Origin of the sequence: Methanolobus sp. (genome assembly GCF_030682845.1) — an archaeon.
In the GTDB taxonomy this organism is placed as follows: domain Archaea; phylum Halobacteriota; class Methanosarcinia; order Methanosarcinales; family Methanosarcinaceae; genus Methanolobus.
In genome coordinates this window covers 1-24,177 of sequence record NZ_JAUXNK010000043.1, presented here as the reverse complement: position 1 = coordinate 24,177, position 24,177 = coordinate 1, and the positions used below count along the sequence as shown (strand labels likewise).

22 protein-coding genes and 3 tRNA genes are annotated in these 24,177 nt (G+C 45.8%); 16 read left to right on the top strand and 9 right to left on the bottom strand.

Annotated elements, in window-relative coordinates:
* Positions 1-18: 18 nt before the first annotated feature.
* Positions 19-1,299: a 3-phosphoshikimate 1-carboxyvinyltransferase gene (gene aroA, locus Q8J68_RS04205; RefSeq protein WP_305310291.1), complete on the bottom strand. Its 1,281-nt coding sequence runs from the start codon at positions 1,297-1,299 to the stop codon at positions 19-21.
* 458 nt (positions 1,300-1,757) lie between these two features.
* On the opposite strand from aroA, the gene Q8J68_RS04200 reads away from it, so the two are divergent.
* Positions 1,758-2,204 carry a DUF488 family protein gene (locus Q8J68_RS04200; protein WP_305310290.1) on the top strand — a complete coding sequence of 149 codons (447 nt, stop codon included), beginning with the start codon at positions 1,758-1,760 and terminating at the stop codon, positions 2,202-2,204.
* 20 nt (positions 2,205-2,224) lie between these two features.
* Here Q8J68_RS04200 and htpX read toward each other — a convergent pair whose 3' ends face one another.
* The 3 genes from htpX to Q8J68_RS04185 all read right to left on the bottom strand — a co-directional run bounded on the left by htpX (position 2,225) and on the right by Q8J68_RS04185 (position 4,903).
* Entirely contained in the window at positions 2,225-3,082 is an 858-nt protein-coding gene (htpX, locus tag Q8J68_RS04195; protein ID WP_305310289.1) for a zinc metalloprotease HtpX, read from the bottom strand.
* Between the two features lie 177 nt (positions 3,083-3,259).
* Positions 3,260-3,529: a hypothetical protein gene (locus tag Q8J68_RS04190; RefSeq protein ID WP_305310288.1), complete on the bottom strand. Its 270-nt coding sequence runs from the start codon at positions 3,527-3,529 to the stop codon at positions 3,260-3,262.
* Between the two features lie 72 nt (positions 3,530-3,601).
* A complete protein-coding gene (locus tag Q8J68_RS04185; RefSeq protein ID WP_305310287.1) occupies positions 3,602-4,903 on the bottom strand; it encodes a hypothetical protein in 1,302 nt (433 codons plus the stop codon).
* A gap of 294 nt (positions 4,904-5,197) precedes the next feature.
* Between Q8J68_RS04185 and Q8J68_RS04180 the strand changes: the two genes are divergently transcribed.
* The 7 genes from Q8J68_RS04180 to Q8J68_RS04150 all read left to right on the top strand — a co-directional run bounded on the left by Q8J68_RS04180 (position 5,198) and on the right by Q8J68_RS04150 (position 11,875).
* Positions 5,198-5,980, top strand: coding sequence for a hypothetical protein (locus Q8J68_RS04180; RefSeq protein WP_305310286.1), 783 nt, complete (start codon positions 5,198-5,200; stop codon positions 5,978-5,980).
* Positions 5,981-6,045: 65 nt separating this feature from the next.
* Positions 6,046-6,546 carry an amino acid-binding protein gene (locus tag Q8J68_RS04175; RefSeq protein ID WP_048146782.1) on the top strand — a complete coding sequence of 167 codons (501 nt, stop codon included), beginning with the start codon at positions 6,046-6,048 and terminating at the stop codon, positions 6,544-6,546.
* Between the two features lie 10 nt (positions 6,547-6,556).
* Positions 6,557-7,552 carry a homoserine dehydrogenase gene (locus tag Q8J68_RS04170; RefSeq protein ID WP_305310285.1) on the top strand — a complete coding sequence of 332 codons (996 nt, stop codon included), beginning with the start codon at positions 6,557-6,559 and terminating at the stop codon, positions 7,550-7,552.
* A gap of 32 nt (positions 7,553-7,584) precedes the next feature.
* Positions 7,585-9,309 carry an ATP-dependent DNA ligase gene (locus Q8J68_RS04165; protein ID WP_305310284.1) on the top strand — a complete coding sequence of 575 codons (1,725 nt, stop codon included), beginning with the start codon at positions 7,585-7,587 and terminating at the stop codon, positions 9,307-9,309.
* A complete protein-coding gene (locus Q8J68_RS04160; RefSeq protein ID WP_305310283.1) occupies positions 9,306-9,659 on the top strand; it encodes a hypothetical protein in 354 nt (117 codons plus the stop codon). Before Q8J68_RS04165 ends, Q8J68_RS04160 begins: the two co-directional genes overlap by 4 nt.
* 103 nt (positions 9,660-9,762) lie before the next feature.
* Positions 9,763-10,623, top strand: a complete 861-nt coding sequence (locus Q8J68_RS04155; protein WP_305310282.1) for a phosphatase PAP2 family protein — start codon at positions 9,763-9,765, stop codon at positions 10,621-10,623.
* 25 nt (positions 10,624-10,648) lie between these two features.
* On the top strand, positions 10,649-11,875 hold the full coding sequence (locus tag Q8J68_RS04150; RefSeq protein ID WP_305310281.1) for an MFS transporter: 1,227 nt from the start codon (positions 10,649-10,651) through the stop codon (positions 11,873-11,875).
* Here Q8J68_RS04150 and Q8J68_RS04145 read toward each other — a convergent pair.
* The 5 genes from Q8J68_RS04145 to lonB form a co-directional block, all read right to left on the bottom strand.
* Positions 11,865-12,695 (bottom strand): response regulator, encoded by an 831-nt coding sequence (locus Q8J68_RS04145; protein ID WP_305310280.1) that lies wholly within the window; start codon positions 12,693-12,695, stop codon positions 11,865-11,867. The genes Q8J68_RS04150 and Q8J68_RS04145 overlap by 11 nt on opposite strands.
* Entirely contained in the window at positions 12,695-14,731 is a 2,037-nt protein-coding gene (locus Q8J68_RS04140) for a CHASE4 domain-containing protein (RefSeq protein WP_305310279.1), read from the bottom strand. Before Q8J68_RS04140 ends, Q8J68_RS04145 begins: the two co-directional genes overlap by 1 nt.
* Before the next feature lie 268 nt (positions 14,732-14,999).
* Positions 15,000-16,310: a TldD/PmbA family protein gene (locus tag Q8J68_RS04135; protein ID WP_305310310.1), complete on the bottom strand. Its 1,311-nt coding sequence runs from the start codon at positions 16,308-16,310 to the stop codon at positions 15,000-15,002.
* A gap of 2 nt (positions 16,311-16,312) precedes the next feature.
* Complete coding sequence (locus Q8J68_RS04130; protein ID WP_305310278.1) at positions 16,313-17,644, bottom strand: TldD/PmbA family protein; 1,332 nt, start codon at positions 17,642-17,644, stop codon at positions 16,313-16,315.
* Positions 17,645-17,674: 30 nt separating this feature from the next.
* Complete coding sequence (gene lonB, locus Q8J68_RS04125) at positions 17,675-19,576, bottom strand: ATP-dependent protease LonB (protein WP_305310277.1); 1,902 nt, start codon at positions 19,574-19,576, stop codon at positions 17,675-17,677.
* A 434-nt stretch (positions 19,577-20,010) separates the two neighbouring features.
* On the opposite strand from lonB, the gene Q8J68_RS04120 reads away from it, so the two are divergent.
* The 8 genes from Q8J68_RS04120 to Q8J68_RS04085 all read left to right on the top strand — a co-directional run.
* Positions 20,011-20,400 (top strand): hypothetical protein, encoded by a 390-nt coding sequence (locus Q8J68_RS04120; protein WP_305310276.1) that lies wholly within the window; start codon positions 20,011-20,013, stop codon positions 20,398-20,400.
* 375 nt (positions 20,401-20,775) lie between these two features.
* A tRNA-Val gene (locus Q8J68_RS04115) sits at positions 20,776-20,852 on the top strand.
* Positions 20,853-20,917: 65 nt separating this feature from the next.
* Positions 20,918-20,991: transfer RNA gene (locus tag Q8J68_RS04110), tRNA-Phe, on the top strand.
* Positions 20,992-21,012: 21 nt separating this feature from the next.
* Positions 21,013-21,084 (top strand) — tRNA-Gly (locus Q8J68_RS04105).
* Between the two features lie 197 nt (positions 21,085-21,281).
* A complete protein-coding gene (locus tag Q8J68_RS04100) occupies positions 21,282-21,476 on the top strand; it encodes an MM0924 family protein (protein WP_305310275.1) in 195 nt (64 codons plus the stop codon).
* 760 nt (positions 21,477-22,236) lie between these two features.
* Positions 22,237-22,860: a ferric reductase-like transmembrane domain-containing protein gene (locus tag Q8J68_RS04095; protein ID WP_305310274.1), complete on the top strand. Its 624-nt coding sequence runs from the start codon at positions 22,237-22,239 to the stop codon at positions 22,858-22,860.
* Positions 22,861-22,976: 116 nt separating this feature from the next.
* Positions 22,977-23,666: a DUF1538 domain-containing protein gene (locus Q8J68_RS04090; protein WP_305310273.1), complete on the top strand. Its 690-nt coding sequence runs from the start codon at positions 22,977-22,979 to the stop codon at positions 23,664-23,666.
* A gap of 14 nt (positions 23,667-23,680) precedes the next feature.
* The coding region (locus tag Q8J68_RS04085) for a DUF1538 domain-containing protein (RefSeq protein ID WP_305310309.1) at positions 23,681-24,177 on the top strand (497 nt) is incomplete at its 3' end.

The following is a 24,177-nucleotide window of genomic DNA, read 5'->3' as shown; positions in this document are numbered from 1 at the left end:
CTAATTATCCTTGGGATTTCATGATATTTTCAGGTCTGCTCCGAGGGATTTCATATCCTCAAAGAACCCTGGGTAAGATATGTCAACGGATTCGACCGTGTCGACGGTAGTGTTCCCTGCCACCATGCCGGCAATTGTGAGTGACATCACTATCCTGTGATCATGCCAGCCGTGTACATCGGCACCATGTAGTTCTCCTCCGGTAATCGTGAGGCTGTCCCTTTCCTCTATTATATTGATCCCCATCTTTGTCAGTTCGACTGCCATAGCATGCAGCCTGTCGGTTTCCTTGTAGCGGACATGCTCTGCATTACCTATCACAGTGACACCCTCTGCGCATGAGGCCAGCACCGCAATAGTGGGTACAAGATCAGGAGTGGCTCCGACATCAAATGTGGTGCCTTTGAGTTTCCTGTTCCCTGCCACGCTCACGATGCCTTCTTCCATGTTCCATGATATGTCGGCACCCATGCGTCTGAGCACATCGATGATCTCAACGTCACCCTGTTTTGAGGGAAAGAGGTTCTTGACCACAACAGAGGACCTTGTGATGGCTGCAGCCGCGAGCAGATAGGAAGCTGATGAGAAATCTCCTGGCACCGTGTATTCCTGAAGTTTATATGTCTGGTTCGCAGGTATGATGAAACTGGTGTTACCATTCTCTTCCACGATTATTTCCACACCTGCCTGTCTGAGAAGCTCGATCGTGACATCCACATAGGGCCTGGACTTAAGAGTGCCTTTTATGGAAATTACAGTGTCATTGACTGTGAGGGGGCAAGCTATGAGCAAAGCAGAAATGAACTGGGAGCTGATAGAGCCATCAATAGTAGCAGTGCCACCTTTGAGCCCGCCTTTTACCACGATTGGCGCACATCCGTTTTCACGGGTGGAAAATGCCTCTACTCCCAGATCATTCAGAACTTCAAGGAGGGGTTTGTTGGGACGCGTCCTGATGGAGCTGTCCCCTGTCAGTACAGTCGTGCCTTTCAGCAGGGCAGAAATGGCTATCATGAATCTCAAAGTAGTGCCGGAATTCGCAACATCGATAACATTATCCGGCAAATTTGGCTTTCCCCCGAATCCGTGGACTACCAGCCTGTCATCCAGCCTGTCAATACGTGCACCGAAGGCTTCGCAGGCTCTTACTGTTGCCAAGGTATCGGCTGACAGGAGTGGCCTGTTGACAATACACTCCTGTGAGAGCGAGGCAATAGTGATGGCCCTGTGTGTATAGCTTTTTGAAGACGGTGCAAATACTTCACCATTAATTTTAGAGATGCCGGCAGATACTTTCATTTTATCCTCTTGTACCGAAAAGTTATCAGTTAGTTTTATTCCGGTACATTTTCATAAACAGCGACGCTTGTATAATTTTTGCTCTCAAGCATGAAATAATGATATATATACATATCTGTAGGGACCGAGTGTGGATATTAAATAACTTTTACATTCCCTAGATTCCTTTGAATAATGCTCCTTCAGAACAAAGTTATTATGGAAAAGGACAGTACGGATTAATGAAGTGTATTGAAAGCGAATGCATGATGGAAAGATATGGGTTGAAAGTGGGGACGGGAAAAGAAGCACTTTTACGTTTACCTTTGTGGGTCAGAACCATGATGAGTGAATCGATGGCAAAAGCGATTGTTGTAAGCATATGATGACAATAATGGCCACTGATGGCAACATATGCTATTAATGGCAATGCTTTCTCTTTCGATGTCTTCAATTAGATAAAGAACTATTATCCTTTGATGGTGCGAAAAACTCAATGTTATAGCATAGGATATGGTAATAGGTCCTTTAATGACTTTGTGCGGATGCTTGCAGAGAACAGGATAAGCAATCTTGTGGATATCAGGAGGTATCCTCAGTCAACATTTGATGATTTCAACAAGGAATCATTGGAAAAATCTCTTCCTCTTCACAATATACTCTATATCCACTGTGAAGGGGTTGGAGGCATGCGTGATTCCACCTATCTCGAATACATGGAGACTGATGAGTTCAGGAACAGTTTTGCAAAACTTCTGGCGTATATTGTCCGAATTCATGAAGCAGGTGGAAAAGTGGTGCTTATGTGCGCAGAAAAAAGTCCTAAGGGATGCCACAGGCATTATCTCTCTATAAAAATGGAAGAAAATGATATAGAGGTGATTCACCTGATCGAGCCCGGTCAGGTGAGCCTCTTTAGTTTCTGATCCGATACCGGATGTTTACATCACATTGCACGGAGGCGCTTAATGCGCTCCTCAGTGACAGGGTGTGTCCTGAACAGGTTCATGAGTGTGTTTCCCTTTAAGGGGTTCACTATGAACATGTGTGCTGTGCTTTCTGATGCATGCACATCCCCTCTTCGTTCTCTGTAGTGGGTAGACCCATATTCGAGTTTCTCCAGTGCATTTGCAAGTGCCCATGGCTTCTGCGAGATGCGTGCTCCCTCGGCATCGGCAGCAAATTCCCTGGAACGGGAGATGGCTAACTGGATTATTGTAGCTGCAATGGGTGCTACGATCGCCAGTGCGATGAAACCTATTATATTGCCGCTGCCTTGATTGTCCCTTCCTCCGATGCCTCCGAAAATAGCTGCCCACTGGGCCCATGTGGCTAGCATTGTGATAACACCGGCGATAGTTGCCGCAACTGCACTGATCAACGTGTCACGGTTCTTTACGTGTGCAAGTTCGTGTGCAAGCACACCTTCCAGTTCTTCTGCATTCAGCAGGCTGAGTATTCCTGTGGTTGCAGCGACTGCTGCATGCTGCGGATTCCTTCCGGTTGCAAATGCATTAGGCATTGATGTATTGACAATATAAACCTTAGGCATGGGAAGGTTTGCGCGCAGTGTAAGCTTCTGTACAATTCCGTATAACTCCGGATAATCTGCAGCTGTCACTTCCTGTGCGCGGTACATTTTCAGGACTATCTTATCGCTGTACCAGTAAGTACCAAAGTTCATGATAACTGCAAATATGAAGGCAATTATCATTCCCGAAGTCCCGCCAACCATCTGGCCTACGATGACCAGAAGACCTGTTAGTGTGGCCAGCAGTAATGTTGTCTTAAGCATATTCCCCATTTTTTACCTCGTAGAGATGTTCTCATATGTTCTCATAATCGATATATAATTGTTTGTACATCTATATATTAGTTTTGATAGGGTGGTTCTACAGGTAATCATATTTTCAGACCCTGCAAATATCACTTACAACCTGCAGCTGGAAAAAAGAGTGAGAATGAGATATGAGTGCCGTACTCATATCTCTTCGACTGAGATGTTCTCTCCAGTATCCATTCCTTCAATAAGCGCTTCAAGTTCTGCCATCTCGGCTTCAAGTTGCATTATCTCAGGGTCGGTGATACCGATCTGTTCGTCTCTGAGTAATGCATCTGCTTCGGATAGATCCTCCCCACTTGTATCATCGGAGAGGGCAGCATCTCCCTGGAACTTGTTGTCAGTGCAGCCTGATACTATTAAGCCCAATACCATTACCCCTATTATCAGGATAATCTTTTGTTTTAGCATTAATCTTCATCCCCTTACGAATATATTTATCTTTTAATTGTTCTTACCTATTATTAGATTAATGCCTGCCTTTCAGATGCCAGTCAGGTTGCCGGAATTGTTCTCTGATTCATTCTCAGAGTTATCATCGTCCTCATTCTCTTCAGATTCTTCTGAGCTTTCATCAGCTTCTTCCTGTGCATCATCACACTTTGCCCATTCCTTAGTGACACTGTTGAACTCATAGGAGCCATTGCCTGAGAGCATTGCTGTGCCTTCTCCGTCAACAGAGAGTGACATATCCTCTGATTGGATCATCACTGTAAGGCGGCTGCCTTCTATCGTGACTGTTCCTGTAAGGTTGTGGAAGACAAATGCCCGGTTGTTGCTGCTACTGTTCCCGGCATCGATATTTGATGACTCATAAGATGCGTCACTTGTGTTGATGACTGCATCCCCGGCCATGTCCTTGATCACGAGCTTTGCATCAGTTGCACTAAAGCTGATTGTGATATCTCCTGAGAGGACTGCTGTCCCGTTACCTTCGGCTGTAAGGGTGCCGTTCCCTCCAAGCACTATCAGTCCTTCACGGTGATGCTTCAGGTTTTTGAGCATATCTCTCAGAAGGACGTTTGCTTCCTTTATCTTCTGGCCTGCCATGTTCATGTTCCTTACAAGATTGGCCCTCTCATCTGCATCAGTGGCGTTTGCTGCCTGGAGTTGATATGCTTTTGCTTCAGATATCAGTGTCCTGTAATCCTCAAGCATTGACCTGAGCTCAGTCACATCCTCACCTTTGCTTTCCAGGCGTGCAATCTCCTTCTCCATACGCAGTGCCATGTTATCGGATGTCTTTATGACAGCATTTAGTTTCTTATCCATGGATCTTGATGCTGATACAGTCTTCTGTCTGTTTGCATCCTTCCATATATCCCTTATATCCCGGGCGGACTCAGAAAGCTCCTTCCTGCTGGTTGCTGCAGCCACATCCTCTTTTACAAGTTCCAGCTGTGCGATGTATGCCTCATCATCAAGAGAGCTGATCATATAGTCAATAGTGCTGTTCAGGTATTCTTTTGTAGCCTCAATGGCTTCTTGTGACGCAAGGTTCTTGTCGCTGTTCTTCAGCTTTACGAAGTTGTCTCTGGCATCAAGATAACCGGCTTTTACATTCTTCTTCTCGTTCACCCTGTTCATGAGGGTCGTGTTGTTAAGGCTCTCTGTCTGTTTGCGCAAGGCGTTCTCGTTGGCATTGACCATGTCGCGGTCACGGTCTTTAATCTGAACACCGTTCTTCAATGCGTTGTCCGATGCAGCAAGAGCACCTGTGGATAAGATGCTTACCACCATGAGTGTCATTGCAAAGTATGCGAATAATTTTAGTGTTGTTTTCATTGTTTTGCCTCTGTTCTCCCGTATATTCTCTGATGATCTTCGTTTGAAAAGCAGTTGTTGCCTGTTTCTCACGTAATTTCCGGATTCTCAGGAGAGCATATATACTTACTTTACTTTATGCTGTCTTTCTTAGGGACATATCCTGTTTATAGACATTATTCTCACTTTATTTGCTTGATAAAGCTTTATGTCTCTTCAGATTTCTTTTAAGAAAGCGTTAAATGCAAGTACTTCCTAATTATACAAATTGTGCCAGCCAAAAACATTCTCTGTACTTTTTTCTTATTACTTTTCATGGTCATTGTCCCTCTTGCGCAAGGAGCCGACATGGCAACAGTCCACGGGGTCATCTATGAATGGGGAACCTTCGAGCCTCTTGAGAACGTGATAGTAGAAGTAAATTCAACACCCTCCCAGTCAATGCTTGCAAGGTATGGACTCTATTCCTTCAACCTAGCCCCAGGCAACTATGTGATCTCTGCAAGCTATTACCGCAATAACGTCCTTGTGTACAGTACTCAGGAGGAGATCACAATAAAGGGTTCCGGTGACTATGTTATGGATATTATCTTCCTCCCGACTTTCTATGATCCGGGCATGGGTGAGATCGAGTTTACCGAACTTAGCGAGCTTGCCGACCTTGCAGAGGACATAGAAACAGGCAAAAGCTCATTCTCCTACGGCACTCTGTCCATGATCATACTGACGGCTCTGGCACTTGTTGCTGGTGCACACCTGCTGGCAGCAAGACGCAAAGTCAACTTAGGCCGGGAAGAAGAATTCCTGCCCGCTGATGAGGCACCACTCGATGTGAGTGACGAGTATGCTGCCCTGCCCGATGACCTGCGGGAGATGGTAGGCATTATCTCACGCAACGGCGGCCGCATTACTCAGAAGGATCTCAGGGGATCACTGAGACACTCGGAAGCAAAGGTCAGCCTCTTGGTATCCGACCTTGAGGACCGCGGCATTGTCCGGAAATTCAAAAAAGGCAGGGGAAATGTTGTAGTTCTTGTGCATTCCCAACGAGATGAGGCTGAAAGAACCCGGTCTGAAGGACCAAACCAAAATATATAACTGTATTTGAGACCTATGGATACAGAAATCATTTAGAGTATTTTATCGACTCTTACGAGGTATAAATGCGAGTTTCTATGGACCTTGAACTGAAAGACATCCCGGGGCAGTTAGTCCTTGCACTGAAGCCTGTTTCTGAATTTAAGGGCAATCTGATATCTGTTGTGCACCATCATGAGAAGAAGACACCCCGTGGCAAGATCCCGGTGCATCTGGTGTTTGAGATAAAGTCCGATCATCTTGATAACATCATCTCCCTCCTTGAGGAAAGCGGGATCAGTGTAGTTAGCGTTGATGAGAAGAGGTATCTTGAGCATGGAGCTGTGATACTTATTGGTCATATAGTCCACACTGACATCAAGGATACCATTGATAAGATCGACAATACGGGATATGCTGAGATTGTGGACCTTAACCTGGCAATGCCCCGGGTTAACAGGCCATCATCCGCTTCCCTTAAAATAGATGCTGTGAGTAAGCAGCATATGAGTGCTGCGATAGAACTGCTGAAATCGATTGCCAGGGAGAAAGACCTGCTGGTCATAGAGCCTATAGGTGTTAACTGAGGGAGATGTAATGAAAACGATACGTGCATCAATTATAGGTTTTGGGGCTGTAGGTCAGGGTGTGGCGAAGGTGCTTCTGGGGAAGAGTGAATACTTGCGCAGCATTGGCATAGATATGAAGGTTGTTGCGATAGCGGATTCAAGAACTTCAGTGATCGATCCCCATGGTGTGGACCTCGCGTCCGCCATTTCCAGGAAAAAGGACACTGGCACCGTGGGAAGTGAAACCGTTTCGGGTACGGAGATCATCAGGACTGTGGATCACGAGCTGGTAATAGAGACCACTCCTACTAATATCGAGACCGGAGGCGTGGGTCTCGTCAATATGATGACCGCTTTTGAGAGGGGCATGGACGTGGTGACATCCAACAAAGGCCCTCTTGCACTAAAATACGGAGACGTGATGGAAGCCGCGAAAAAATCCGGTTCCAATTGCAGGTTCGAAGCTACAGTAGGTGGTGCTATGCCAGTCATCAACCTTGCATGTGATGTCCTTGCAGGTAACAGGATCATCAGCATGGAAGGCATTTTCAATGGCACTTGCAACTATATCCTCAGTCGCATGATGGAAGAGCAGGCCCCCTACGAGCAGATGCTTGCAGAAGCCCAGGAACTTGGGATAGCCGAAAAGGATCCCTCCTACGATGTTGAGGGAATCGACACGGCATCCAAGCTTGTAATCGTCGCCAATTCCATTTTCGGCATGAATGCCTCTTATAAGGATGTGACAGTAACAGGCATCACAAGGATAACTCCTGAAGCGCTTTCTCTTGCAAATGCTGATGGTTTTGCCATCAAGCTGATAGGTGAGGTGAACGACAGCAGGATCAATGTTGCACCAAAGCTGGTGCCTCTGAGTCATCCTCTTGCCGTAGGCGGTACGCTTAATGTTTTCTCAGTACAGACCGACCTCGCAGGCCCAATCACCATCACAGGAAGAGGTGCCGGCTCAATAGAAACAGCAAGTGCCATCCTGAGTGATATTATCGGCATATACAAGATATAACCTTCATATAAATATCACATTTTACGATAAACATGACAAGTTTCAGGGAATTTTCACAGGCCTGCAGGATGATAGAGGCGACCCCGGGATCCTTGGAGATGACTTCCCAGGTTGCAGAGCTGCTAAAAAGAGTAAGCCCGGAAGAACTCCCCATTGTCACTCATTTTGTCATGGGTGAAGTATTCCCTGCCTGGAGCTCTCAGGAAGTGGGGGTGGGAGCGGGCATCCTCTATGCTGCTCTTGCAAAGTCCTCCGGGCTCTCCGTGAATGATATAGAAGGCCTCATAAGGGACACAGGCGACATAGGCGAGACTGCTGTAAAGGCACTCGCCAAAAGGTCAAAGGGTCAGGCGACATTTTCCTCATTCATGGAGGAAGCGCCAGATATCTCCATACATGAAGTGTTCGAACGTTTCCAGGCCATCTCAAGGTCATCAGGCAAAGGTTCCCAGACTTCCAAGATAAAGAATCTTCAGTACCTTTTTAACTGCGCAACCCCTGATGAGGTTGGTTATATAGCCAGACTCGCCGTAGAGGACCTGAGAATAGGCGTCGGTGAGGGAATCGTGCGTGATGCCATAGCATCTGCGTTCAATGTTCCTGTGGCTACTGTAGAGCGGGCTTTCATGCTTACCAATGACATGGGCCTTGTGTCAATCACTGCAAGGGAAGGTGGAGCAGAGTCAGTGGAAGGGCTTGGCCTGCAGTTGAACCGCCCAATAAGAATGATGCTTGCGCAGATAGCTCCCACTATCGAATCAGCTATAGCGGATATTGGCGAGGCAGCTATCGAGTGGAAGTTTGACGGTGCAAGGGTGCAGATCCATAAAGATGGAGAACGGGTGTCATTATACTCCCGCAAGCTTGAGGACATAAGCGGCTCTTTGCCTGATATTACTGCGTCTATAAGGAAATATGTTCACGCGGATTCAGCCATACTTGACGGTGAAGCTGTCGCAATGGATGAGAGGGGCCGTCCAAGGGCCTTCCAGGACATACTGAGACGCCTGAGGCGCAAGCACGAAGTAGATTCTACTGCAAAGGAGATTCCGCTGTCGATTAATATCTTTGATATAATGTATCTTAATGGAAAGGGCCTTATAGATGCTCCCCTGGTAAAAAGAAGGGAAATGCTTGAGGGCTGCGTTGAGAATGGTGACTCCATCCGCGTGGACAGGCAGGTTGTAACCAGCGACCCCGAAGAGATCAATGTCATTTACACAGAGGCTCTCAGGGCAGGTCATGAAGGCATCATGATCAAGAACCCCCAGTCCCCATATTCACCTGGAAAACGCGGGAAGAACTGGCTTAAAAAGAAGCCTGTCATGGAAACACTCGACCTTGCCGTGATAGGCGCCGAATGGGGCTATGGCAGACGTACCAGTTTCATGGGTTCGTATGCCCTTGCATGTCATGACCCCAAGACAGGACGTTTCCTGCCTGTCGGAAAAGTAGCTACAGGTTTTTCCGACGAGCAACTGTCTGAACTGACAGCAATCTTCTCGGACCTGATAGTTATGCAATCCGGTACAAAGATAGAGCTCAAACCCCAGGTTATCTTCGAGGTTGCATTCGAAGAGATACAGAAGAGCACCAATTATGAGTCCGGCTATGCTCTCAGGTTTCCCCGGCTCGTGAGCGTGAGGGATGACAAATCGCTAGAAGATGTTGAGACCATTGGCAGGCTTGAGGAAATGTACCGCCTGCAGAGGGAAAGGGGAATTAACCCTGGTAGTGCAGAAGTAGGTGGCAAATGAATACAAAATTGATCACATTTATCCTGCTCTCCAGCTTCCTGATTCTTGCAGGCTGCCTGGAGAATGTGTATGACAGGGATACTTCTGCAGGTGATGTAGAGCCCGGTGTAACGGTAGTTTACATTGATAATTTCTCTTTCGATCCTGATGCAGTCACAATAAAGGAAGGCGATACTGTGAGATGGATAAGCAATGACACTGCCGCATTAGTCATAAGTGGTAGTTCATTCCAGTCGCCTGCTCTCAGGAGGGGTGGCAGTTATGATGTCACTTTCAATGCCCCTGGAACCTACAATTATTACCTGCTCTCACATCCCTGGACCGGCAGTGGGATGGTCATTGTGGAATAATGCTCTCCCTCACTTAGTGCCTGCCTCAGGCACAACGATTATTTTCTTTCAGGGCGAACAAATATCAGGTTTAAAATATCAGGTTCAAAAACACCATTGAGGAGTGGATATACTGACAGCGATTGCCCTGATGACTGTAATGGCTCCTGTAGTCGTTCTATTGACCTTGATAGCTTATTATACTCTGCTGCCTAAAGAGTACATGATATCCAACGGCAAAAAACATGATCACTTAGCATCGCTTAGAATTGCATACGAGGTGCTTCCTTATATTTTATTGGTATCTGTCGTGTACATACTTGCCAAATCACAGGAAACTATTACGGCTGCACTGGATATAACGCCAACATATACAATCGCACATAGAATATTACTCTTAGAAGGGAGCACTGTCAGTCTATTCCAGACAATTGCAAGTCCCGCATTGACATATCTCAGTGCGTTCATCTACCTGTTCGGCTTCTCGTTCCTTCTCATATTCACTTTTGTTGCGCTCATATGTACCGGCAAGATCTCGGTCCTGCAGGAATATGCCATTGCAGTCGCAATAGCCTATCTTATCGCTTTTCCTTTCCAGGTTTTAGCCCCGGTGAGTATCACGGGCTATACACTTCCAAATGTGGTTCCCCTGTTATATCAGCTAAGCCCCGTCATACTGGATGGCTTAAGGAGCGTTGACCCCTATTTCGATAACTGTTTTCCCAGCCTGCACGCTGCGCTCTCTATTATAGCAATGTTGCTCATTGTGCTGAGGACCAACCTCATGAAATATAAGGTCGTAGCTGTCCTGCTTACTCTCTCCATCCAGTTCACTATATTCTACCTGGGTATACACTGGATAACTGATTTCTTCGGAGGGTTGGTGCTTGCAGTTATAAGTTGTGGCATTGCCATCCGGTACAGGGACAGGATAGTAAAGAGGATTAGGATGATCCGGGAAACTGTGCATCCCCTCCGGGAATAACAGGTCAGCCACAGGATACCAAAAAATGCAAAGATTGCCTGCAGAATCTAAAAAAATGAGCAGTCCCTCTTCAGGGAATCTTGACTCTCAGCTTTACATCCTTTCTCTTTCTAAACTTTTCAAGGACATGGGTACCGGGATGCTTGCTTTTATGATCCCGCTGTATATAGTAGATCTCCATAGCACACTTTTTGCATCCACGCCTATTGTAGTGAAGGCAGGCCTGGTAGCAACAGCATTTGGCATCTCCAATACGATATCTCAGCCTATTATGGGAAACCTTTCCGACAGGATGGATCGCAGGAAGTCCTTCATCCTTGCTGGAATGGTGGGTTTCACTATTCTTTCTTTCATATATGCAAATACCAGGCAGTTCGAATATGTGGTCCTTTTCCGCTTTGTCCAGGGGATAACCGTGGGTGTGGCAGTCCCTGCTATTGTGGCGATGGTGACGCACTTTTCCACAAGCAGGACAAGGGGAAAAGCCATAGGGATATATTCGTCACTGAGGGGGTTGGGTTTTGGCAGCGGTCCTATCGTCGGAGGTGCTGTAGTAAATTACTACGGGTATGAGGCAGCCTTCTATGTATGTGCGCTTCTGGGTATTCTGAGCACCTCGCTCGTATTTTTCTTTGTGAGAGAAACGCATGGCGACATACAGGATAAAACATCAGGAGGTGTATCATACGCTAAAGACCCACAGTTCATTGTGCTTGCGGTTGCCATGTTCATGATGATGGTCGGTATCATGATAATATTTGCATTCCTTCCGGAATACAGGACCCGGTTCAATGCAAGCGAACTGTCACTCAGTATGGCGGTCTCTGCCTATGTCCTGGTAAGGGTGCTTTTTCAGACACCGATGGGTATGATCTCAGACCGGGTGGGAAGGAAAAAGATGGTTGCATACGGTCTGTTGCTTAACGTTCCCATAGTCATAGGGCTTGGCTATGCAGGCAGTATAACAGAACTTATAATCCTGCGTGCTTTGCAGGGCATTTCCATGGCTGCGGTTGAGACTCCTGTCATGGCACTCGCTGTAGAACTGACTGGTGGTAATGCAGTAAGTTCAAGGGTCAGTATCATAACTGCAGCGCAGGCCGGTGGCATGGCTCTGGGGCCGATAATGGGTGGACTGCTTGCAGGCTATGTTTCATTCCGGACGCCTTTCTATCTGTGCGGAGCGCTCATCCTTCTATCCTTTTTCATGATACTTGCAAAGGTGAAAGAGCCCGGGAAGACTAATGGTTGACTGTCGGTTTGCTCTCGGTATTCAACATATAATTTAAAAAAGACTTTTCAAGATGCCTTCTTTCCGTAATATCACAAAAGACAATGACAGCTCCGATTGTCTCGTTATTGCTGTTCTTGATGGGTGAGCCGATGACATCGACAGGTATATGGTTGTTCTCTCTGGAAACAAGCACGGTTCCTTCACAAAGGCCATAAAATGTCCCTTCTTTCAGGACTTTCTCTGTGGGGTTCAACACAGTTTTTCCTGTGGTTTCGCATATTACCCGAAGAATGCGGTCAATTGGTTCTCCTAATGCATCTTCCAGCCTGTACCCTGTCAATGCCTGTGCCAACAGGTTTATGTGCTTGACCCTTCCCAAAGCATCCGTTGAAATGATGGCATCTCCTACATTATCAAGCAATGAAGTGACCCAGCTGTCGTTCTGAAATAATTTTTCCTTCTCCAGTGCTTTCTTATGCAGGGCGATCTCTATGTTAGTTCTAAGTTCCCTGTTATCAAAAGGCTTGAGTATATGTCCGAAGGGCTCTGTCATTTTCGCTCTGTGCAACGTCCTTTCATCGGAATATGCAGTAAGGTAGACCACTGGGATCTTATAGTTGGTGTGTATGACCGAAGCAGCCTCAATACCGTCAATGTCCCCTCTGAGCACAATATCCATCAATACAAGATCAGGGTTGTGTTTCTTGGCCATCTTTATAGCATCCTCTCCGGTTGATACCATGCAGGGTACTATATACCCGAAACTTTCCAGGCTATGCTTGATATCCAGGGCAACTATCTTCTCATCTTCGACGACCAGTATTTTTTCATTCACCATCAACAGTCCCTTCTTACATAGGAGAGTTCCTTGAAAGTTATTCTGAATTCTGTGCCTTTGTTCCTATAGAGCTCGATCTTTCCATCTATCTGCTCCACAAGCGAGTTCACCAGTTGCATGCCAAGCGAATCCGTGTTCCTGAAATCTATATTTTCAGGAAACCCTGTTCCATCATCGCTGATATTCATGATGAAATCATCTTCCTCCGGGTATATCTCTATGGATATTTTTCCGGGAGCTTTATGGAAAGCGTGTTTCAGGGAATTTGATACCATTTCATTGATTATCAGGCCAAGGGGAATAGAGGTGTCTATTCCAAATATTACGTTTTTAATATTTAAATTGATTTGGACTTCATCCCGGGAAAAGCCATAAGAACTGACAAGATATTCTGAGAGGCTCTTTATGTAATCCTCCATGTGGACTTTCTCTATATCCTGCGACCGGCAGAGCCTTTCATGAGCCATGGCCATGGATCTTGCACGATGCTGGCTTTCTTTGAATGCTTCAATGACCTCCTTATCCCTGAATTTTCCGGACTGGAGGTTAAGAAGACTTGAGATGACCTGGAGATTATTTTTTACCCTGTGGTGTATCTCCCTTAGAAGTATGTCCTTTTTGTGTGCTTCTTCTGCCTTTTTTATATCTGTGATATCTTTTACCACGGACATAACCTCGTCCTCTCCGCTCACAACTATGCGTGCCTCAAAATCCCTCATCTCTCCTTTTACCGGCAACTGGTACTGCATGGTCTGCATTTTTCCTGTCTTTAGCACTTCTCCGATGACAATTAGCTCTTTCATTGCAATGTCTTCCGGCAATACATCAGCTATCCTTATGTCCGGGAGCCGGTCAGGGGATTCGTAAAGGCATTCACCAGTGGAGAGTTTATAATTGCATATTGTCCCGTCTCTTCTTATCTGGAATACCATGTCGGGCATAGCCTGGATGATTGCTTTTATAGTTGCATCCTTTTTCAGGACAAGGTGTCCGGACTGCTCAAGTGATTCAAGCAGCAGGTTCATCGATTTGCTGAGGTTGGATATCTCATCATTGCCTTCTTCATAGATACGTCTTGAAAGGTCCTGGCTTTCCCCTATATTCTTTATGTCCGTGTTCAAATCGTTCAGGCGCGAAAAGAACGAATTATCAAGCAGGTACAGGGTCACAGATCCGAAAACACCGGCTACAAGCAGCAGAATCATTAAAAAGTATATCATGGTGGCTCTGCCCTGAAGGTGAATGGTGCGATGGCTGCTTACATCCAGTGCGAGAGCAGGCTGTCCATAGATATCATTGAGTAAGATGCTCCCGGTGATTATGCTTCTGTTCACCAGGCTTAAATATATCTCCTCTCCTGAACTAAGCCTGATTCCTGTATTATCTCTTACCTCCTCAGTTTCCTGCGCTAATAGCACTTCAAGTGAAAGGTTTGTCTTGTCAGAAAGCAAATCCTGTTCTGCCTGGTCCAGGAAACGTCCCATCAGGATAACCCCTCCGATGGGGGTATCCTCATCGCTTAACAGTATAGGCTGGGAAGTGATAACAATAGGCACATCTGCCAGATATAGCATTCCTGTTTTTCTGCTGTCCCTTGTATCATGTTCCAGTAAATATCTGTTCTCTTCAAGGTGATCGATAAGGATTAGTGGTGGTGGCACCTGTGTCATATTCGACAGGTCCATGCCCTTTGAATATACCAGTGCACCTGACTCGTTATAGAACAGTACAAAGCTTATTCTCTGGTTGATAAATGTCTCATCTACGAGATAGATGTTGATGTAGTTGCTGTTATTATCACGAACGAAGTAGTAAGTCTCATCCCATACGGACCAGTCTGCCGTTTTCTTCTCGAGGTCCTTCATGTCCCAGTACAGGGAGTTCCTTGCATTCTGCATATCCTCCTTCAGCTCTTCTCTCTCAAGATGATCGAAACTATTGATCAGGATCACCTGGGAACCCAGGAAAAGTAAAATGACCAACCCGGCAAGTGTGGCACCAAGCATTGCAATGGTTTTTCTGCGTAAAGTGGTCATATGGTTGCACGGTCCTTGTCTTATTAGCCGAATATCTGTGAATATTAAGACACTAATTCAATTCATAAAATTATGAAACTGTGAGCTGTATCACTATATATTCTTATCGCTTCTGTTCAGCTACCGGAGTAAGGCTGTGAAGAAATATCGGTAATTATGGGGAATGTAAGATACATGCCCATTAATATTTGATAGTTCAAGGCAATCTTGCTATCACACTATGACCAACAATGCGATAACAAGATTAATGCGTGGTTTTCAATTGGGCTCATCCTACAACGCTCATTTCAGGGATCCTGATCGATGGGGTGACAATCCCTCCCACTTTACGTATATCCGTACCTGCACCATTGATCTTTGTGAGCATCTCGAATATATTGCCTGATATCATCAGGGATCTCACTGGTTTGTCGATCTGCCCGTCCTTTATAGTAAAGGCATTCCTTGCCTCCACGGAAAAGTCCCCTGATATTGAATTAGCAGTGTGGGCGCCAATGACCGTATTCACGTAGACACCTTTATCGGTATCGGCTATTATATCAAGGCCCGGATGATCAATGATGAAATTCCTGGGGCCTACAGAAGGCGTTGAGAAATATGAGCCTCTTGAAGCATTTCCAGTGCTTTTGACATTGTCCTTGCCTGCTGTGTACGTATCATACAGGTAGGATCTGAAAATTCCATTTTCTACAACTTTTGTCCTTTGTGAGGGAACTCCTTCATCATCGGACCTGCCGGTCTCGATACCTCCGTCCAGTATTCCATCATCGGTTATAGAAAGCCTTTCAGTGGCTATCTGTTCTCCGATCTTTCCTCTCAGGTGGGAGCGTTCTTTCTGGACATTGTCAGCATCTATGGATGGTATGAATGCACTTCCCAGCAGGTCCGCAAATGCGAAAGGGTGCAGGATAACATCTGTTCTTTGCGGCTCGATGGATATTCCCTGTTGTGACCTGCAGGCAAGTTCTGCTGCAGTCCTGCCAATTGCCGTGAAATCGAGATCGTTCTTCCGGGATATTGCAAAATCGTAGGCAGTAGATGCCTCTCCTTTTGTTGTAATGACATCAGCAAAGCCAGAGATACCTGTGGAGTTCTCCTCCACTTCAACTCCGTTCGTGTTCATTATCAGACGCTTTCCAAAACTGCGGGAAAAGCTGCCTGAGGTAACAACGATCCCGGGGATGGTCCCTGCTCCTTCTATCATTTTTACTGTCTGGAGAATGCAGGCATCGAGCTCCATTTGCTCAAGTTCCGGGTCCCTTGTACCGGACACTTTGGGATATTCACTCGCATAAGGCAATGATATCCAGTCAGGGTCTCTCTCGCGGACCCTGGCTGACCTGACGGCGCTCCTGGCTGCATCCTCTATGTGGCTCATGATGTTAGTGCTTGCAAAACCGACAGCACCGTTGACAATGGCACGGATGCCCAGTCCCTGGGAAATGTTCTCCTTTGCGCCTTCTATCTCGCCCTTGCGGATATCCACTGAAGTCTTGTGATCCTCAATAAGCAGTATCTCTGCTTCATCGGCACCTGCATCCGCTGCAGCTTTGAGTCCTTTGCTTGCAAGTTCATACATCATCAGGCACCACCCACCAGGGCCTCGGAGACCATCAGGTGAGGTGAACCGTCTGTCACAGGCACCAGCTGTCCACCTTTGCCACACCTGCCTGAGGTGAGGGTAAGGTCATTACCGACCATCCTCACATTGTTCAGGATCTCCAGGGTCTTGCCTGAAAGTGAAACGTCCCTTATCAGGGTTGTGAGTTGTCCGTTCTCAATAAGATAACCCTTTTCTGCATTGAACTGGAACACACCTTCTCCGGTGTTAACCTGTCCGCCCCTGGAGCCTATGAGATATACTCCGTTCTTGATCTCTTCAAGCATTTCTTCAAATTTCGAAGTGCCGTTGTCGATGTAAGTGTTGCTCATCCTGACAATGGGCTTTGCATGACCCTGCGCCCGGCAGTGACCCGGCTGTCCTCCAAGCTTTGCAGCCGTTTCCCTGGAGTGCAGGTATGAATTGAACACTCCGTCCCTGATAAGGACTGTCTTCCCTGACTGTGTCCCCTCATCGTCAAACGGGAAAAACCCATATTCATGCAGTGTGGGGTCGTCTATAATATTGATGAGTGGGGAAGCTATCTGCTGTCCGATCATGTTCTCAAGTATGGAGCTGCCCTCAAGCACAAGGTCGGCTTCGGATGCATGGCCAACAGCCTCATGCGCAAATACGCCGGCAAGCTCCGGGTCAAGTATGACCGGCAGATTCCCGCCTTTTGCAGGCTTTGCATCAAGCAGTTGAAGTGCTGTATTTGCTGCAGCCTCTGCAAGTGCGAAAGCATCGTGCTTTTCAAATATCTCGTATCCTGTAACTCCGAACCTGCTTTCCCTGCCTGCCTGGTACACTCCTTCTCGGGATGCAACAGCACTGATAGCAAATCCAGTACGGACGAGCTCATATTCTCCCTCGATGCCGGTGGAGTCTGTGTACAAGACCTTGTATGAAGACTCACTGTAAACAGCGCTGGTGCTGGAGATACCATCGATCTTTGCCCTTGCACCTATCTCTTTTAATAACCTGACCTTCTCCTCGAGGGAAACATCCCTTGGGTCAACCTTGATCTTTGGCATATTCCTTGCAACAGGTTTTGAGATATCGAGCATCTCTACCTTTTCCTTGTGTGACCTTTCATCCATCCCGGCAGCGAGTTCTGATGCTGCATCGATGGCTTTGTTCAGGTCAAAGTCCCCATCCACCGAAGTATATCCCCATGAGCCTCCGCTCAGGGCACGCACACCGGCTCCCTTTGTGTAATTCTCGGACACTTCCTTTATGTTACCGTTATCGAGGACAATCGACGTTGTTGTCCCCTCAATGATCTTTGCATCGAAAAAGTCGACCCTGTACATGGTATACTCCCAAAATAGTAAGATCCCTGTTCACGCAGGGACTACGTCTGGCATATCCAGATTCAATCTAAAGCTCGTTATGTTCTGTAGCTTCTCCATGATACGGTTCTTTTCAGGACCGATCAGGCTGTGCTCAATTACTTCGATAATGTTTGTTACAGGCACTATCTCTATCTTATCCTTATATGCTTCCTCTATAAGCACATCATCCTCATTGGATTTGGGGATAATGACCTTCTTAATTCCTGCCTGTGCAGCTGCTTCTATCTTATATGTCACACCGCCTATTGGAAGGACATCTCCTCTTACGGAAAGCGAGCCAGTCATCGCAACAGACTGATCTATAGGTATCCCTTCAAGTGCAGATATGACTGCAGTTGCTATCGATATTGAAGCACTGTCGCCTTCCACTCCTTCATAGGTGCCTATGAACTGGATGTGGATGTCATGATTGGTGACATTCTTCCCGGTGATGTTCTTGATGACCGCGGATACGTTCTGGACAGCTTCTTTTGCTATGTCTTTAAGCATACCTGTGGCAATGACACGGCCTTCTGAACTGGACTGGGAAGGCGTCACTTCAGCTATTATGGGCAACACAATACCCGAATCGCCTCCAAGGACTGCAAGTCCGTTGACCCGCCCTATAGCTCCTCCTTTCTTCTGGAAGAGCTGGTAGTCCTTCTTGCGCTCCAGGTAACTGTCAGCAAGCTGCTGCTCTATGGATCTGGCCATTTTCTTGGCTGCAAGCACGTGCCTTGCAGTGACCACGGTCACGTCTTCGGCGTGTGCGATATCTCCGGCAACCCTTACAAGTCCGCCGAGGTCACGCAACTTCAGGGTAAGGTGTCCTTTCCTTCCTGCCCTTCTCTGGGCTTCGCGTATCACTTCGTCAACCGCGCTCTTGTCAAAGGGCGGTATACGACCGTCTCTCATGACTTCCTGTGCAACGAACCTTACAAGGTTCTTTCTGTTCTCAGGATTATCTTCCATGGACTCACGCATGAACAGTTCGTAGCCGTAACCTTTTATACGGGATCTCAGAGCAGGATGCATCTTTTCCATAGCATCCAGGTTACCTGCTGCGACCATGATGAAGTCACAGGGAACAGGCTCTGTCTTAACAAGCGCTCCGGAGCTCCTTTCTGACTGTCCTGTGATGGGGTACTCCTTCTCCTGGAGCGCAGTCAGCAGGCTCTGCTGGGATTCAATGCTCAGAGTGTTGATCTCGTCTATGAAGAGCACACCTTTGTGGGCTTTGTGGATATCTCCGCTCTCTACCCTGTCATGGGCTGGGGTCTCAAGACCTCCCGACTGGAAAGGATCATGCCTGACATCGCCAAGCAGAGCGCCTGCATGGGTTCCTGTCGCATCCATGAAAGAAGCATGCTCTTTCTGATAATTTGATACTATCATTTTTGGTATCATCATATCGTCTTTTGGAAGGAGTTGACGCGTAAGCAACAATATCAGTATGGCAGCAATGATACCCCAAAGCAGCTGGCCTACATAGAACGAGTATATGACTATACCAAACACCAGTATCATCATAAGCATGTTCCGGGATTGCACTTTCTTCTGTGCCTCCATTTTGTGGGCCATGACAATTTCCCTGCCTTTGCCGGCGGGAACTAATCTGATCTTGGGATTATTATTATCTTCAGGGTTAGGATACGCGAGTATATCCTGAAGCTCTTCTTTTGGCAAAAGCTCTGCCATAGCCTTAGCCAACAGAGACTTGCCCGTACCAGGGCTTCCGATCATCATTACGTGCCTTCTCTGGCTGGCTGCTTTTTTGACAACCTCTACTGCGTGTTCCTGTCCTATGATCTGGTCGATCAGGAGCTTGGGGACATCAATGGAGTCTGTAGTATCAAAAGTATCACCATAGAGCCCTCTCTCATCGCCAGAAATAGTTATTTCATTATCCATAGTCTGCTCACAAGTTTCTAGTTTGTTCACTGAAGTACGTACAAAATATATACTTGACGGTTTTTAAGTAATTTGTAAATCACATTATATCAAAGTACCTCTTAACGATTCAGCCTGACAAAATCGTTATCATTGGCCAGTTTAGTAAAAAGTTGATGCGTGACAATTTTTTAATAAACTTATTATAACTGTGACAATTGATTGCTTTTTTCGTTCCAATAACTTTTAGGTCGAAATACCTCTATTCTAATAGAATCAGCATCATTGGGCTGATTGTAGTAGGCTAAATAGTTACAGTACCTCAAACTAAACCAACATTTATTAATGCTGGCACCGTATAAGAATCTACTTATTGATATGGATATGTCAGGTACAGCATGAAACAGGCGCTATTGTCCCTATTTATACTGCTAGTTGCAATTATTTCGTTATCTGTGACAGGATATGCTCTTAATGAAGAAGGGCAGTATATACATCTGAAGCAGATGGACATCAGGTTTGAAGGTACCGATGCACAGGTGACTTTCTATTATGAGCTTGACATGTTCTCAAGGGTCTATGTGTTCCTCCTTGGAAGTTATAATCTCCAGCCAACGCTCGAGAATGTCCTTTTCGACTTTGAGCAGGTAGAGGTCAGGGAAATCGGCAGGAACCATGCGGTAGTTCATGTCAGCAATATTTCCAGGCAGAATTCAGAGTATTACCTGCACGATTCACGCGCTCTCGGAGCAAAAGTGGACATGCTGACAATGGTATATCCTGACGGTTCTTCAAGGAACGTTCCGGGTGCCACATCAACCCCTTATACCTTCTACGGTGGATAAGCCGCCCGCCTTATTCCCTGGTGTCCTCTATTGGATATATGGTCTGCCGGATATTGGAATGTTGGAAGGTCATATTGACTAGTAATCCGATCTAAATTGTTAATTTTAGCCATTTATTTGCAATTTAAAGCTAAAAAACTGGCTAAAAACATATTTCATGTATTTATAATGCCTTGTTTACACATACCTCTCTTAATATAGCCTCTAGAATATTAAGTCATTAGTGTGTAGGTTGGTATCAGGCACATCAACCCAAAACCTTTATCAACAATAATGCATTAGGAGGGATGCTGTTAGGCGCTTGATGCTTGCTGTAATATGCAACGTATCGCCCGGGATTCTCAGGAGTCCTTTACGGCAAAACAGAAATTGCATGGGCTCGTGGTCTAGCCGGTCATGACGTCGCCTTGACATGGCGGAGGTCCTGAGTTCGAATCTCAGCGGGCCCACCAGAATCCTTAGGCAGGATTCGAAAAATATAAATGCAAAAACATCTATTAGGTGCAAGGACACTCAAGCCCAGGTAGCTCAGTTCGGGAGAGCGCTGCCCTGAAGAGGCAGTTGTCCCCGGTTCAAATCCGGGTCTGGGCACCTATAAGTAGTAATCGCAGGACATCAGTAGTGTAGCGGTCATCACCTGGCGTTGCCAACGCTAGAACCCGGGTTCGAATCCCGGCTGATGTACTTCTTTTTTTTAGTTTTTAAGTTATAGACTTTTCTTTCTTTCTTTATCTTTCATTTCAACTTTAGTATCATACTTTGGTGTATCCTATCTCCATGCAGCTGATAAAGTATAAGTAAAATAAAATACCCTTTTAAAAGGGAGCGGCTTCATCAGCAAACTTTAATCAATGATCCGTTCTTAACAAGGGGGAATAGAAGTGAAACAGTCTTTTATTGAAAAGTACTATATGCAGAAGGAAGTTGAGATCGATATTGGAGGAGAGGACAACTACCGGGGTGTAGTTGCGGAATGCAATGACGGGGTCCTTAGCTTGAAGTGGGATATAAATAAGGAAGGGTATACTCACCTAGAGATAGATGCTATCAAAGCCATCTGGCTGCAGTTAAAATAAGGCGTTCGTACTTTCGGCATTTTCCGGTCATTGGTCTTGTCAATGATCCGACAGGTGGAACTTTCAAGTTGTCGGGTGCATGGACAGAGATAAAGAGACACCGGAATCCAAAACTTTTTTGATGGCTTTTCTTCATTTTCAAGATAAGCGCAGACATGCAAAAATCATAATCCTTAGAAATTACAATGCAGCTATTTTTAATTTGAATTGCATATGTATTTTTTCAACTTTCTATATTGTTTGTATCGGTTTTATCTATATTAGAGGGGGCCATAGAATACACGGAGTTGGCAAAAAGGTACAATGCCGGTAGTTTCTAATAAACTATTTGTCAAAATTGCATCATGTGGGAGTGTGATGCATCTATTGATTGAAAGCCAACTCGTATCAAAGGAGCGGAGGTGTGAACAAGTGGAAGTATTGATAAACTGTCCCAACTGTGACATGAGGTTATTTGCCGCTTAAAGAGGCGTTCAACATTGCATTGAATGCGTGTATTGGACTAAAAAAGTATGGCTTTATGCATAATTGAGTCTGTAAGGTGCTATCTTCTGCCTCAAGCAGAAGTATTTCCAACTCAAGATCTGGTCAAATCCAAGCTTCCAAATCCCGAAAAAACATAAAAATGAAAATCTATTCCTTTTTTAATCTAAAACTCATGGAAATTATCTCCGATGAACAAATAATAAGTCCCAAAGGAAAAAATTTTAAAAAACTAAACCGGTTAAGTTCATATTGCTTAAATGTAAAAATGATATACATGAAGTATGAAAGAGAGATTATAGTTTCCTCTTTGGTGGTTGTGGCAGGGATAATACTTTTCTACCTTCTACAGGAAAGGGATATAGCAATAAGGATGGTCGTCAGGGCAGCAGGACTTTTCGGATATCTTTTCCTCTCCCTTGCAATAGTGTCATCAGAGTACATGCTCCAGATGAGGAAGGTGTTTGGCAGGCCTTTTATGAATGTCCATCATCATCTTGCAAGAGTGGGGATTGTTTTGATCCTGATACATCCGATCCTTGTTGCCTACCAATTCGGCTTGAACGCGTTTTTACCTGTTTTCTATCCTTTTATGGACTTCCTGGGGCTTGCAGGAAGGCCGGCCCTTTATCTTATCATAATAGCAGTTCTGGCAGGTGTCTACAGGAAGAGGATACCTGAAAAATGGAAGAACATCCACGCATTGAACTATCTGGGATTCGTACTCGTCTTCTTTCATGCATGGATCATAGGTACAGACCTCCAATACGGCCTGATGCAGATTCTCTGGATTGTTCTGGTACTTATTGTGCTTGCAGTCTTTGTTCGTAAACATATCATGCCAACCCCTGCCAGGAAGAAGAATGCAGGAAAGGGCAAACAGGAAAAAAGGCAGGACTGAAAGCAATGCAATAGTACGTGCTAATTATACTAATAGCTATACTCATGTAGTATTGCTCCTATTTACCTCTTAGGCTTCGCTCTGCCGTTGCCCTGTTCCATAGGAGGAAGGTCTACATGATACAGGATTTTAAAGAAACATTCAGGGAGGTAGTCCAGGCTGTATTACCCTTGACAGCAGCTGTGCTCCTGATCATGCTGATCATTGGCCTTAATTCCGGTATGTTCCTCTCTTTCTTTACAGGAGCTATAATGGTTATCGCGGGCATGGTCTTTTTCCTCATGGGTGTCAAGCTGGGAATGTTGCCTATCGGGGAATCCATCGGCTCCGAACTTCCAAAGCATAATTCTTTGATCTTCATTGTAGGAGTCGCCTTTTTACTATCTTTCATGGCGACACTTGCAGAACCTGATGTGAGGGTGCTGAGCACAATGATCGATTCGGTGTCCGAGAACGGTATTTCCCGCAACGTACTGATCCTGTCCATTGCTCTTGGGGTAGGTTTCTTTGTGTCAGTTTCCATGCTCAGGATAGTCTATGGCGTCCCGATAAAATACCTGCTGACAGCAGGTTATCTGATAGTTATTACATTATCCTTTTTCACGAAACCCGAATATCTTGCGATAGCCTTTGATGCAGGGGGTGTGACCACAGGTCCCATGACCGTGCCTGTGATCCTGGCACTGGGTATAGGTGTAGTATCAGTACTGGGGGAAAAGTCTGAGCTGTCCGAAGGCTTCGGTCTGATAGGTCTTGCTTCAATTGGCCCAATACTAAGCGTAATGCTGATGGGGGTGCTCGCTTGAGTAATAGCCAAAGCTTGCTATCTATATCTGTTGAGGTTCTGCAGGCTTTACTGCCTCTGATAGTATTTTTCATAATATTCCAGTTCCTCTACCTTAAGTTTCCCTCTTCCCAGCTTGCAAAGCTCTTTCTGGGCATATCGATGACAGCTCTTGGAATGGTATTATTCCTTTATGGTGTTTACAATGGCTTCTTTCCGGTAGGAACAGAGATAGGCAGCTTTTTCGGGAAGATGAAGCATCAATGGCTCATGATACCTGTTGGTTTCTTCCTTGGCTTCCTTGCCACCTTTGCAGAGCCCGCAGTAAGGGTGCTGTGCTATCAGATAGAAAAGTCTTCAAGTGGTTACATCAGATCGAAACTGATGCTTTACACGCTGTCAATAAGTGTAGCAGTGTTCGTTTCCATAGGAATGGCCAAACTGGTGTATGGGATTCCCTTCCTTTACATTATTGTACCAGGCTATCTTCTTGCTATAGTGCTGATGTGGCTTTCGGATAAGGATTTCATAGC

Bases quoted from the DNA above. Each gene is read 5' to 3' on its own strand.
- Q8J68_RS04095 (WP_305310274.1), top strand. From the start codon at position 22,237: ATGAAGTATGAAAGAGAGATTATAGTTTCCTCTTTGGTGGTTGTGGCA.
- Q8J68_RS04200 (WP_305310290.1), top strand. From the start codon at position 1,758: ATGGTGCGAAAAACTCAATGTTATAGCATAGGATATGGTAATAGGTCC.
- lonB (WP_305310277.1), bottom strand. From the start codon at position 19,576: ATGGATAATGAAATAACTATTTCTGGCGATGAGAGAGGGCTCTATGGT.
- Q8J68_RS04145 (WP_305310280.1), bottom strand. From the start codon at position 12,695: ATGGTGAATGAAAAAATACTGGTCGTCGAAGATGAGAAGATAGTTGCC.
- Q8J68_RS04180 (WP_305310286.1), top strand. From the start codon at position 5,198: ATGGTCATTGTCCCTCTTGCGCAAGGAGCCGACATGGCAACAGTCCAC.
- Q8J68_RS04170 (WP_305310285.1), top strand. From the start codon at position 6,557: ATGAAAACGATACGTGCATCAATTATAGGTTTTGGGGCTGTAGGTCAG.
- Q8J68_RS04185 (WP_305310287.1), bottom strand. From the start codon at position 4,903: ATGAAAACAACACTAAAATTATTCGCATACTTTGCAATGACACTCATG.
- Q8J68_RS04160 (WP_305310283.1), top strand. From the start codon at position 9,306: ATGAATACAAAATTGATCACATTTATCCTGCTCTCCAGCTTCCTGATT.
- Q8J68_RS04130 (WP_305310278.1), bottom strand. From the start codon at position 17,644: ATGTACAGGGTCGACTTTTTCGATGCAAAGATCATTGAGGGGACAACA.
- Q8J68_RS04190 (WP_305310288.1), bottom strand. From the start codon at position 3,529: ATGCTAAAACAAAAGATTATCCTGATAATAGGGGTAATGGTATTGGGC.
- aroA (WP_305310291.1), bottom strand. From the start codon at position 1,299: ATGAAAGTATCTGCCGGCATCTCTAAAATTAATGGTGAAGTATTTGCA.
- Q8J68_RS04135 (WP_305310310.1), bottom strand. From the start codon at position 16,310: ATGTATGAACTTGCAAGCAAAGGACTCAAAGCTGCAGCGGATGCAGGT.
- Q8J68_RS04090 (WP_305310273.1), top strand. From the start codon at position 22,977: ATGATACAGGATTTTAAAGAAACATTCAGGGAGGTAGTCCAGGCTGTA.
- htpX (WP_305310289.1), bottom strand. From the start codon at position 3,082: ATGGGGAATATGCTTAAGACAACATTACTGCTGGCCACACTAACAGGT.
- Q8J68_RS04175 (WP_048146782.1), top strand. From the start codon at position 6,046: ATGCGAGTTTCTATGGACCTTGAACTGAAAGACATCCCGGGGCAGTTA.
- Q8J68_RS04140 (WP_305310279.1), bottom strand. From the start codon at position 14,731: ATGACCACTTTACGCAGAAAAACCATTGCAATGCTTGGTGCCACACTT.
- Q8J68_RS04165 (WP_305310284.1), top strand. From the start codon at position 7,585: ATGACAAGTTTCAGGGAATTTTCACAGGCCTGCAGGATGATAGAGGCG.
- Q8J68_RS04150 (WP_305310281.1), top strand. From the start codon at position 10,649: ATGCAAAGATTGCCTGCAGAATCTAAAAAAATGAGCAGTCCCTCTTCA.